At 63.5% G+C, this 12726-nt stretch carries 6 protein-coding genes and 1 pseudogene; all 7 read left to right on the forward strand.

Annotated elements, in window-relative coordinates:
* The first annotated feature begins 128 nt into the window (after positions 1-128).
* The gene (locus tag ACQR1I_RS32140) at positions 129-1556 is read left to right on the forward strand and encodes a tetratricopeptide repeat protein (protein WP_434870276.1); all 1428 of its coding nucleotides are present in this window, start codon (positions 129-131) and stop codon (positions 1554-1556) included.
* Between the two features lie 159 nt (positions 1557-1715).
* Positions 1716-3935 (forward strand): type I secretion system permease/ATPase, encoded by a 2220-nt coding sequence (locus ACQR1I_RS32145; RefSeq protein WP_434870277.1) that lies wholly within the window; start codon positions 1716-1718, stop codon positions 3933-3935.
* Complete coding sequence (locus tag ACQR1I_RS32150) at positions 3925-5361, forward strand: HlyD family type I secretion periplasmic adaptor subunit (protein WP_434870278.1); 1437 nt, start codon at positions 3925-3927, stop codon at positions 5359-5361. The genes ACQR1I_RS32145 and ACQR1I_RS32150 overlap by 11 nt, the downstream gene beginning before the upstream one ends.
* A gap of 444 nt (positions 5362-5805) precedes the next feature.
* Complete coding sequence (locus ACQR1I_RS32155) at positions 5806-6306, forward strand: toxin-activating lysine-acyltransferase (protein WP_434870279.1); 501 nt, start codon at positions 5806-5808, stop codon at positions 6304-6306.
* Between the two features lie 183 nt (positions 6307-6489).
* Positions 6490-7335 (forward strand): DUF4261 domain-containing protein, encoded by an 846-nt coding sequence (locus ACQR1I_RS32160; RefSeq protein ID WP_434870280.1) that lies wholly within the window; start codon positions 6490-6492, stop codon positions 7333-7335.
* Positions 7336-7358: 23 nt separating this feature from the next.
* Positions 7359-7952 (forward strand): hypothetical protein, encoded by a 594-nt coding sequence (locus tag ACQR1I_RS32165; RefSeq protein ID WP_434870281.1) that lies wholly within the window; start codon positions 7359-7361, stop codon positions 7950-7952.
* 182 nt (positions 7953-8134) lie between these two features.
* Positions 8135-12726, forward strand: a pseudogene (locus ACQR1I_RS32170) (hypothetical protein); the annotation flags it as partial.

Below are 12726 nucleotides of genomic sequence, written 5' to 3' on the forward strand. Positions count from 1 at the left end.
GAAGTTGGATCTGCGAAGGCGAACGGTGCGAAGGTGAGAGCCGCAGGATGAGAAATGGAGAGCTGAAGGCCGCGACGGCAGCGCCGGGCCTTCAGAGTACGCAGGGCGGTCAGAGCCAGAGTCGGTGAATGCAGGAACGGGGTCTCGAAGCGGTCGGCAGCCATGATTCATGGGGGGGCGGCCTCAGCAACGATCAGGCAGTGGAAGAGCTGCTGTCGACGGCGCGCAGGTTCTACTTCAGTAAGGACTATCTGAAGGCGGCGGCCACGGTGGCGCGCGCCATCGAGCGATCGCCTGATGATGCCGAGCTTTGGAATACGTGCGGCGTGTTTCTGCGGGCCGGCGACCGCTCGACCGAGGCGGTCTGGAGCTACAGGCAATCCCTGGCCCGACGGCCGCTCAATGCCGGTGCCTGGTCCAATCTCGGCAATGCGCTGGTCGATTTGAAGCAGCTTGAGACCGGGATGGTCTGTCACCGCCGCGCGCTCGCGCTCGAGCCGGACAATGTCGAGTTCCACCGCAATCTCGCGCGCGCCCAGATCGTCGCCAACCACCATGCGGAGGCCGTGCAGACGCTCAACCGCGCGCTGCGCTTGCAACCTTCGAACTTCGGTGCGCGGTTCGACCGTGCCATGGCCTCTCTGCATCTTGCCGATTACGTCCGCGGCTGGTCCGACTACGAGACGCGGCTGCAGAACACGGTGCGCAGCTATCCTGGCCGACGCTGGAACGGCGAGCCCTTTCAGGAACGGACGCTGCTGATCACCTGCGAGCAGGGCCATGGCGATGCGATTTGGGCCGCTCGCTACTTCAGGATGGTCAAGGCGCTCGGCGGCACTCTGATTGTAGAATGTCACGAGGGGTTGGTGTCGTTGTTCTCGACCATCCCCGGCGTCGATCAGGTCGTCAGGCTGGATGATCCGCTGCCACGCGCCGATCTGCATTGTCCGATGTGCAGCCTCCCCGGACTGTTCACGCGCGACATCGGTGAGATCCCGTCGGCGACCTACCTCACGGCTGACGGGCAGCGCACAGCGAAGTTCGAGCCGGTGATGGCGCGGGCCGGCGGGAACCTGCGCGTCGGCATCGTCTGGTCCGGCAATCAGGGCTTCGCCAGGAACCGGGATCGCGCCGCGCCATTGAAGGCCTTCATGCAGGCCTTCGCGCATCCCGGCGTGCAGCTGTTCAGCCTGCAGAAGGGCCCGCTGGAGAAGGATCTGAAGGCGTTGCCCGCGGACGCGCCGATCATCGACCTCGCCCCCTTCATTGGCGACTTCGCCGACTCGGCCGCCGTGCTGTCCATGCTCGATCTCGTCATCATGACGGACTCGGCGATCGCACATCTGTGCGGCGCGCTCGGCCAGCCGGTCTGGGTGCTGCTGAGTTATGAGGCATTCTGGCTGTGGCTGCTCGATCGCGACGACAGCCCCTGGTATCCCTCGATGCGGTTCTTTCGCCAGAAGGCGTGGGGGGACTGGGGCGGCGTGTTCGATGCCGCGAGTGCGGCGCTGATGCAACTTTCTCTAGCGGGGCGCGGTGCGGCAAGTAACTCATAGTTGTGGTTTCGCGTCCCGCGGCACGCAACAGGGGCGCCAAGGACGCACTTCACAACGGCTTTGTAGTAGAGACGGAAAACGCGCTTCTCACGCGCATTGTGACCATGTATTGCTGACTTGGTCTAGTTTTGGCCGCATAGAAGTCCAGGGTTGAACGTGGTGACGTCCGCGAGTGAGAACGATCCTGGCCTGCATGTGCTGGCGCTGCTGTTGCGCTTTCACGGCATCGCCGCGGATATTGGCCAGATCGCGCATCAGTTCGCGGGAGCACGCATCGGCATTCCCGAGATGCTCCGCTGCGCGAAGGCGTTCAAGCTGCGTGCCCGAACGATTGCGACCGACTGGCGCCGGCTGGGGAAGCTGCAGCTGCCCGCGATCGCTGAATGCAAGGGCGGCGGCTTCGTCATCGTCGGCAAGGTCGGCGACGACGGTGTGCTGGTGCATTCGCCCGAGCTGGGCCGGCCGCAATCACTCACGCGCGAGCAGTTCGAGGAGATCTGGACCCGCCGCGTCGTGCTGATGGCCCGGCGCGCCTCGCTCGGAGACCTTGCACGGCGGTTCGACGTCACCTGGTTCGTTCAGGCGATGCAGAAATATCGCGGTCTGCTCGGCGAGGTTCTGCTGGCCTCCTTCTTTCTGCAACTGCTCGGGCTGGCGACGCCGTTGTTCTTTCAGGTCGTGACCGACAAGGTGCTGGTGCATCGCGGGTTCACCACGCTCGACGTTCTGGTCGTCGGGCTGGTCGCCGTGTCGGCGTTCGAGGTCGTCCTGGGTGCCCTGCGAACCTACGTGTTTGCGCACACCACCAATCGCATCGACGTCGAGCTTGGGGCGCGGCTGTTCCGCCATCTCGCCGCGCTGCCGATTGGCTACTTCGAGGCGCGCCGAACCGGCGATTCGGTGGCGCGGGTGCGAGAGCTCGAAAACGTCCGGAATTTTCTGACCAGCTCGGCGCTGACGCTGGTCATCGATCTCGTCTTCACCTTCGTGTTTCTCGCGGTGATGTTCTATTATTCGCCGCTGCTGACCTGGGTCGTGATCGGATCGTTTCCGTTCTACATCGGCATCTCGGCCGGTGCGACTCCGGCGTTCCATCGTCTCCTGAAGGAGAAGTTCGACCGCGGCGCCGAGAACCAGGCCTTCCTCGTCGAATCGGTCGGTGGCATGCAGACGCTCAAGGCGATGGCGGTCGAGCCGCAAATGCAGCAGCGCTGGGAGGAGCAGCTCGCCGGCTACGTCCAGGCGAGCTTCCGCGTCCTGTCGCTGAGCAACTGGGCCGGCCAGGGCGTGCAGTTCGTCAGCAAGGCAGTTACCGCCGCCACTCTTTATTTTGGTGCCTATCTGGTGATCGACGGCAGCATGACGGTCGGCGAGCTGATCGCCTTCAACATGCTGGCTGGACGCGTGGCGCAGCCGGTGCTGCGGCTGGCGCAGCTGTGGCAGGACTTCCATCAGGCGCGGATCTCGATCGAGCGGCTCGGCGACATTCTCAATGCGGTGCCGGAGCCGGCCTACAATCCGGCACGCGCGGCGCTGCCGTCGATCCGTGGCGAGGTGGCGTTCGAGAACGTCTCGTTCCGCTACCGTGTCGACGGGCTGGAAGTGCTGCGCGACATCAACCTGAAGGTCGAGGCGGGCCAGATGATCGGCATCGTCGGGCCGTCGGGGTCCGGCAAGTCGACGCTGACCAAGCTGGTGCAGCGGCTCTATGTTCCGGAGCGCGGCCGCGTCCTGGTCGATGGCATCGATCTCGCTGTCGTCGACGTGTCCTGGCTGCGCCGGCAGGTCGGCTCGGTGCTGCAGGAGAACGTGCTGTTCAACCGCACTATCCGCGACAACATCGCGCTCGCCGAGCCGGGCATGCCGATCGAGCGCGTCATCGCCGCCGCGGAACTGGCTGGCGCGCACGACTTCATCCTCGAGCTGCCACAGGGCTACGACACCATCGTCGGTGAGCGCGGCGCCAGCCTGTCCGGCGGGCAGCGCCAACGCATCGCGATCGCGCGGGCCCTGGTGACCAATCCCCGCATCCTGATCTTCGACGAGGCGACCAGCGCGCTGGATTATGAGAGCGAGCGCATCATCCAGAAGAACATGCGCAGGATTGCGGAGGGCCGCACGGTGCTGGTGATCGCGCACAGGCTCTCAGCGGTCCGCCATGCCGACCGGATCGTGACCATCGAGAAGGGCAGGATCGTCGAGGACGGCAGCCATGAGGAGCTGCTGCGCGCCGGCGGCCGCTACGCCTCCCTGCATCGCCTGCAGGCCGGCGGATTGGACGCCGAGGCCGGCGCCGATGCCGCGGGGAGCGCCGAGGTGACCACACACATCGCCTCTGCTCCCCGGCGCGAACGTGCGGATCAGCTCCATGCCTCCTGAGACCGCCCGGATCATTCCGCTGCGGGTCAGGGATCGCCGCCGCGACAAGCTGGAGTTTCTCCCAGCGGCGCTCGAGATCATCGAGACGCCCGCATCGCCCGTCGGACGCGCCACCGGCGCGACGATCATCCTCCTGATCGTGCTGGCGCTGATCTGGTCGGTGATCGGCCGCATCGATATCGTCGCGACAGCGTCCGGCAAGGTCATCCCGAGCGGGCGCACCAAGACGGTGCAGCCGCTGGAGGCCGGGATCGTGACGTCGATCATGGTCAAGGATGGCGACGAGGTCTCGACCGGCCAGGTCGTGATGCGGCTCGACCAGACGCTGATCGAGGCGGAGCGCAATCATGTCCGCAACGATCTGATGTCGGCGCGGCTGGACGCGGCGCGGCTCTCGGCCCTGCGTGACAATTTTGAGAGCGGAGCGGATCTCATCGCCTCGTTCGCGCCGCCCGCGGACGCCAGCAAGCCTCAGCTGGCGCGCACCCGCGCGACGATGATCGAGCAGGCATCGACGCAGACCGCCAAGCTCCAGGGCTTCGACCAGCAGATTGCCCAGAAGGCCGCGGAAGCGGAGCAGATCGCGGCCCTGATCACCAAGATCGAGGCCACGCTGCCCCTCATCGGAGAGCAGGCCGAGATTCGCGAACGGGCGATGTCGCTCGAGTTCGGCAATCGCATCGCCCACCTCGACGCCCAGATCAAGCTCAATGACCAGAAGAACGATCTGCTCGTCCAGCAGCGGCGCGTCATCGAGGTCAACGCGGCGCGTCTCGGCCTCGAGCGGCAGCGCGAGCAGGCGCGCGCCGAATACGCCCACAAGATCTACAGCGACCTCGCCGACGCCGAACAGAAGGTGCTCGGTCTGACCGAGGATCTCGCCAGGGCCGAGCAGCGCCTCGATCAGCAACTGTTGCGCGCGCCGGTCGACGGCACCGTGCAGCAGCTCGCCGTGCACTCGCTGGGCGGGGTGGTGACGGCGGCGCAGCAGGTGATGATGATCGTGCCGTCCGACAGTCATCTCGAGATCGAGGCGGCCCTGCAGAACCGCGACGTCGGCTTCGTCAGTCCCGGGCAGGAGGCCGAGGTCAAGGTCGATACGTTCAACTTCACCAAATACGGCCTGCTGCACGGCAAGGTCGTCAACGTGTCCCACGATGCCGTCGTCCGCGAGAAGCCGCTCGACAAGTCGAGCCCGATCAAGTCGCAGTCGCTGTCCGACAGCAGCGAGCCGCTCGGGCAGGAGTTCGTCTACCTGGCGACGGTTGAGCTGGAGAAGACGCGGCTCGAGGTCGAAGGCCGCATGGTCGATCTCGTGCCCGGCATGGCGGTCACCGTCGAGATCAAGACCGGCACCCGCCGAATCATCGAATTCCTGCTGTCACCCTTGCTGCGCTACAAGCAGGAGAGCATGAGGGAACGATGAGCGCGGCTGACGCCATCGTTCGCTGCACGTCTCAGTGTCGCCGCACCGCCTGATCTCGCGACGTCACGTGCGATGGCCGAACCTCTGGCCTTGCCGTGCAGCCCGCCAGGGTTGCAAGTAGTTGCATGTTCGCTTGAGCGACGGGCCGTCCGGATGTGATGAGCGGTGCGATTGTTTCAGTTCGTAGAAATCTTGCGATCGCCTCCGACTTTCGCCTTGCGACAATATGCGCTTTGCTTTTATCGTCGCATCAACTGGGGGATTTTCGTCGTCGGTCGTTCGGTGCACTCTTGCTTGGGGCAAGGGCGGGTTCCCGGCGTCCAATCCACACGTGACAGCATGAGTGATTGGAGGGCGCAGCCCGGCACCGCGGTGTCGTGCTGTGCAGCAGGACTGGCTTGTCCTACTATTCCGATGCTGATCATCAGACTCGGAGAGTGAGACATGTCGAACGATACGCCGAAGGACAAGGTCGAGGGAGCGCCGATGGGAGAAGCTGGAACGGCCACGGGCGGTCCGCAGGCTGTACTCGGCGAGGAGGCGCTGAAGGCGGCCATCGATGCACTCGGCGCCGGCCACGCTACGCCCGGCGCCGCCCAGCAGCCCGGGGCTCCGGTCAAGACGGTGTCGCAGGTGATGGGCGAGATCTCCTGGCTGATGACCCAAAGCCCGCGCCACAAGTCGATCCCGATCGGCGATCTCGAATGGCTGGTGATGCCGGCCGTCATCCTCAAGCAATTCCGGCTCTATTATAATGGCGAGCGCCCGGTCGGCGTGGCGCTGTGGGCCCTGGTCGACGACGTCGTCGCCCACCGCATCGACACCGGTGACCGCCGCCTCGCCGCCGCCGAATGGAAGAGTGGATCACACCTGCGCGTGATCGACATCGTCGCTCCGTTCGGAGGGGAAGCGGAGATGCGGAAGCATCTTGAGGTGGGAGGCTAAGATGAACGCGCCTCGGCATCCAACATCAGGGCGTTATTCGAGTCCTGGCGCTGTACGGCACAGGTCGCCGTCCACCCCCCCTGCGCTTGATCGTGAAGAAGGTTTCCTCGTTCGGGGGAGGGGCGACAGCGATTTCCATTTTAACGATCATGATCGGACCGTTCCTGAAGTGGAAGGAAAATCATGATGTCTTCACCCCAGGCAGCGGCTGGATCGCCGCAATATAGCGCTATTGTCATCTGCAACCGGTATACAGAAATCAAGTTGGCGGAGCTGGTTGATGCCCTCCGTGCGGTCGCGCCATCCAGCAAGATCGGCGACTGGATTGGGCCGTTCGACGGTCGGGATATCGAAGCTTTCGGCAGCGACATGATCAGCATAGATGGCGTCCAAATGACGCTCCTGAGCCTGGATCAGCCGCTACCGCCGCCATTCTTTGACATAGGTCCCGTCCCAAGCCAGTTGATGCCGAATCCGCTGCAGCAGTTGCGCGGGCAGCGGGCTCACGTGAGCATCGTTCCAGCGGCGTTGCCTCAGAATGGTCCCTCTGCCGTCGCGACGGCTCGCGCGGTCTCTCTCCTCGCTCTAGCCGTTGCGATTGTCACGCAGGCTGAGGCGGTCAAGTGGATCGACTCCAACAACTTCGTTTCCGTGGCGCTGCTGCGAGGTTGCGCAGCGAGACTGGCTGTTCTAGGCGGCACTGCGGTCCCATTCTGGATCCGGATCTTTGCCGGGCGTGCCCATGACCAGCAGAAAATCATCGCAGGCTCGTACGGACTTTGGTCGTTCGGCCTCGACGAAATCGAATATGCGCCGATCGCGATGTCTATTGAGGAGCTCGTACCGCACGCATGGTCTGTGTGCGAGTACGTTATGAGCTCAGAAAAAGCAGTGAAAGATGATGATACGATCGATGTTGACCAAAAGAATGTATTCAAACTCGATGTGATCGCCAACGGATTCTTCGGCACCGGCCGCAATCTGCGGCTTTCGTGGCTTGCTCCGAGCAAGTCGTTTAAACCCAGTTAGACAGCTCGATAGCGAGTGAGCGCATGGCCTATCTCCTTGAGCCGAACCAATACAAGTGGATCCAAGCCGCTGGGGCCCATCCGGAGCTACTGCGTAAACAGATCAACGGGGTTCCGCTGCAACAAGTCGATATTCCAACTGAGACGGTGCTCAAAGGGCGCCTAAAGCTTCCCGATATTTGTAGCGCTGGAGATGCATTTCGCTTTGTTTCGGATCAAGGAAAGGTGGTTCTGGAGGAGTTGGTGCCGGGCTGCGTTTCGTTTTTTCCGCTTGCGATCAAGGCAACGGATCTCTTGCTCGCAGGGAGGCGTTTCTTCTTCATCGATGTTTTGCCGCGAGGGCAGCTGATAGACTGGGATCGTAGCTCGACAGATCTACGTGACGATCGCACTAAAGATGGGCGTGAGGTGCGCTTTCTTCGCGGGCTTATGACGGATCCAATCACAAAGTATAAGTCCGTAACTCTGAGTACTCCACCGATTTGGCGGGAGATTGATGTGGATGGCGCGGCCGCGCAATTCATTGCAAATAAAAAGCACATACTACTTCGTGACGAGGTTTGGGAAGCGCTGAATGTCAAATTTCCGGGACAGCTTGTGCCTAGAAGGCTTGTATAGCGAACGATAGTGATTCCGGCGCTAAGCAATGGTGACTGAGGGGCGGGGCAAACGTGTTTACTTGGATTAAGGATTTATTGAGCGCGCAGCGTATCCACCATGTTGCTCCCGTACAGGTGGTTAGTCAAAACGCTGAATTGTTCCAGGCTGCCTACGCCGATATTGGCGGCCGTGGATTAGGCATGGCTGACAACTTTAGTAAGGCAAGTGGTACTTATCGCACAGATTTTATCACAGGGGGCGTGGCGGGAGACAATCTAGTCAATCTGCCGGCCCGTGGGTATGGCGGAGTTCCGGGTGGGCCGGTCGTTCATGCTGGGGGGCATCCGGCGTACAATAAGGCCTACGGTGATATAGTTAGCCGCATAAACGAAAGATTTCAGCTTACTCAAGATCACCTGACTGCTCGAGCTCAGTTGGACTTCGTTGCCACCGAAGTCAAGGCTGCGCTGCGTACCGGAAATCTTCCACTTTACTACAAAGATCCGCAATTTTCAGGCCTCAGAACGAAAGGCGCTGACGGGCTAACGAGACTTGAGCGGATCACTCAAAGTGTTTTTGCTGATATCGAGGCTAGGATGCCGACCAGGGCGGCGGTTTCGCCTGCTGTCGAGCCTGAGATGCCGAGGGTCGAGGCGCCGACAATTGCTGACAGGGCTTCTCCAGATCTTGACCTGAATACGGCCGATCGCGCCACGCGCGCGCACCATGGTCCGCCTGAGTTGACTGACCCCCATGAGACGCGGCTGGGTGGGGCGGGCGAGCCGGCGGGTCTGGATGAACCGACCAATCCGCGGCGCTATGCTGGAGATTCGGTTGAACCCGTCAACCGGCCGGGTGGGGCCGGCGAACCGGCGGCTCTGGATGAACCGGTCAATCCGCGACGGTATGTGGTCGATGCGCCTGAGCCGGTCAACCGGCCGGCGGGGGCTGGCGAGCCGGCGGGGCTGGATGAGCCGGTCAATCCGCGACGGTATGTCGTAGATGCGGTTGAGCCGGTCAACCGGCCGGGTGGCGCGGGCGAAGCGCCGGGCGGCGGAAGTGCCGAATCGGGCACCGTGGCCGATCAGCCAAAAATTTTCGAGCAAGCCCCAAAAGGTTCGCCCATTGTCGAGACGGGTGAACCTGGTCGCAGTGTCGGAGCGCCCGAAATCGTTGAAACGAGAGTGGGGGGGGGCTCTCTCGAGGTTGCGGAACCGCGCGGCTCATTCGAACTTCCTGTGTCAGGCAAAGCGCTCGTTTCAGGTGCCTTGGCCGGGACCTTGGTCTTAGTCGACGGTGTCCTTACGTACAGGAGCTGGCAGGATGCAAATCAGAACCTGGACGCCATTGGAGCGCAGCAGCAAGTTGCCGGGTTTGTTGTTCGCAATGGAGCTGGTTGGGGGGGGGCCGCGCTAGGCGGGTTTTTAGGGGGGCCTCCAGGGGCGCTCGTCGGCGGTATCGGCGGCTTGGCTGCCGGGCAGCTCGGCGTCAACAAGTATTACAGGGATCTTTACGCAAAGCCGCCGACTGCGGACGAGATGCTGCAGCATATGGCGCTCGAGGTGGACGAGCTGGGCGAGAGGAAGTACACCCAGGAACAGTTGGATGCGCTGCGGCCTAAGATCGAGGAGCAGCAAGCCGAGGAGTTGTACAACTGGCAGCAGCGTACGACTGCGCGAGAAATCTCCGACGGGCTGGCGTACCTCAGAAAAGATCCCGTCGCGCTGGCGAACGAGCTCTACGAGAAGGAAAATCCCTACCCTGTCCCCGAGATGGGCTCGGGGTACGACTCCCAGCCCTCGCTAGAGGCTCAGGATCGATACATCGCCGATAAAGCTGCATGGCAGGCGCGGCATGATTCTGAGATCGGCAAGTGGGTCGCGAAGGTTCAGGAGCATCGCGTAAAGACGGCTGACGAACTAACCGACAAGATGGACTGGGACAAGCTGAGCGGGGACGATGTAGATCGGTACGCCAACTTGATTTACCAGGCCAAGTCGGCCGCAAAACAGGATGTCGGCGACACTAAGGCGTCAACCCAGCTAAGTTATTCGACACCCACGGGCGAACGGGCACAGGATACATCCGGATGGAAATCTCCGGCGACGGACGTCGGTGCCCAGCCGGACCTTCCGAACCCCGACGAGCACCTCCATCTCTACGATATCAATTCCGGGGACTACGGTGCGGTCGCGGAGCCGAACAACGATGCTGGCCTGATCGACATCAATGAGCCGGCCGACCCCTATTTCGTGGTCACGCCGATCGTGCTCGATCTCAGCGGCCAGGGTCTGAACATCACCCAGCTCGGCTCGTCCAGCACGTACCTCGACGTCGTCGGCGACGGGCTGCAGCATCGCACGGCCTGGGCCGGTGCCGGCAACGGCGCGCTGGTGCTCGACGTCAACAACAACGGGGTGGTCGACAATCCCGCGGAATTCGCCTTCACGATGTGGGATCCGACGGCGACGTCGGACATGGAGGCGCTGCTCGACATCTTCGACAGCAACCACGACGGGAAGCTCGACAGCAGCGACACCGACTGGAGCCTGTTCAAGGTCCTGGTGACCAATACCGACGGCACCACGCAGATGCGGACGCTGGCCGAGCTCGGCATCAGCGCGATCAACCTGGTCGCCAACAACCAGACCATCACGCTGCCGGACGGCTCCGTGATCACCGGCAGCACCACCTTCACGCGGACCGACGGCAGCACCGGCACGGCCGCCGACGTCAGCTTCGCCTATGACGCCAACGGCTACGTGGTCGCGCGCACGATCGCGCACAATGCCGACGGCTCGACCACGCTCGACGACAAGTGCTTCAACACCGACGGCAGCCTGGCCTACGAGATCGTCACCACGACCAGCGCCGACGGTCGGACCGTCACCATCAACAAGGATTCCACCGGCGACGGCGTCGTCGACAGCATCCAGACCAGCATCACGATCGTCAATGCCGACGGCAGCCGGACCAAGACGCTGACCAATTTCGACGGCACCGGCAGCCACGTGCTCGATCGCACGGTGACGACAACCAGCGCCGACCTGCGCACCGTCACCATCCAGCGCGATGCGACCGGCAGCGGCATCGTCGACCAGATCGAGGTCGATGCCCGCGACGCCGCGGGCAATCTCACCGTCACGATCACGAACCTCGACCCCGACGGCTCGGTCAAGAGCCGCAGCGTCGCGACGACCAGCGCGGACGGCCTGGCCAAGACGACCCGGATCGATTCCACCGGCAGCGGCGTGTTCGACCAGGTCACGACCGACAACATCGTCGTTCTCGCCGATGGCGGCCGCATCGAGACGGTGTCGGTGCTGAACAGCGACGGCTCGCTGCGCAGCCGCACTGTCACGCAGACCAGCGCCGATCACCGCGCGAAGACCGTCCAGGCCGACAATTCCGGCAACGGCATCTTCGATACGATCACGGTAGAATCGATCGTCGTCAATGCCGATGGCAGCTCGGTGACGTCGCAGAGCGTCTACGACGCGGACGGCTCGCTGCGCCAGCGCGTGGTGACCTCGCTCAGCGCCGATGGCCTGTCGAAGACCACGCAGACCGATTCGACCGGCAACGGCACGTTCGACCTGACCACCACGGACGTCACGGTCGTGGCCGCCGATGGCACCCGCACGGAGACCGTGATCGCGCGCAACGCCGACGGCTCGCTGCGCTCCCGGCAGATCAGCATCCAGAGCGCCGATGGCCGGACGCGGTCGGTGCAGACCGACAGCCGCGGCGCCGGCACCTTCGATTCCGTGGAGACGGTGACGCCGAACGCCGACGGCTCCAGCATCGACACCCTGTCGATCTACAATCCGGACGGATCGCTCGCGTCGCGCAGCGTCACGACCACGAGCGCCGACGGCTTGTCGGTGACGACGCAGCAGGACACGACCGGGACGGGCGTGTTCGACCAGGTGCGGACCGACGTGGTGGTGCTGAATGCCGACGGCAGCAGCACCGAGACGATCACCGACCGCAGCGCCAATGGTGCGCTGATCGACGGCAAGGTCGTGACGACGAGCGCCAATGGTCTGTCGGTGACGACGCAGAAGGACACGACCGGCGCAGGCGTGTACGACCTCACCGAGACCGACGTCACGGTGCGCAATGCCGACGGCAGCAGCGTCGAGACGGTGACCGATCGCAACGCCGACGGCTCGCTGAAGGCGAAGACCGTCACGACTGTTAGCGCCGACCGCCGCGTGGTGACCGCGCAGATCGATGCCCAGGGCGACGGCGTCAACGACGAGATCCAGAGCCGGGTGGTCAATGCCGATGGCAGCGTGACCACGACGGTGACCGACTACGCCGCCAATGGCGCGCTGCTCGGTAAGACGCTCACGACGACCAGTGCCAACGGCCTGTCGGTGACGACGCAGAAGGACACAACCGGCGCGGTCGACGCGAGCGGCAATGCCGTGTTTGACCAGAGGCGGACCGACGTCGTCGTCGTCAACGCCGACGGCAGCCGTACCGAGACGGTCAGCGATTTCGCGGCCAATGGCGCGCTGAAGGACCGCACGATCACGACCACGAGCGCCAACGGGCTATCGGTGACGACGCAATGGGACCGCACCGGCACCGGCGCGATCGACCAGAGCGAGACCGATTTGGTGGTGCTGAACGCCGACGGCAGCAGCACCGAGACGGTCACCGACCGCAGCGCCAACGGCGCGCTGCTCGGCCGCACGGTCACGACGACCAGCGGCAACGGGCTGTCGGTGACGACGCAGCAGGACACGACCGGCACGGGCGTGTTCGACGTCACCGAGACGGA

Source organism: Bradyrhizobium sp. HKCCYLS2038 (assembly GCF_051167655.1).
GTDB lineage: Bacteria > Pseudomonadota > Alphaproteobacteria > Rhizobiales > Xanthobacteraceae > Bradyrhizobium.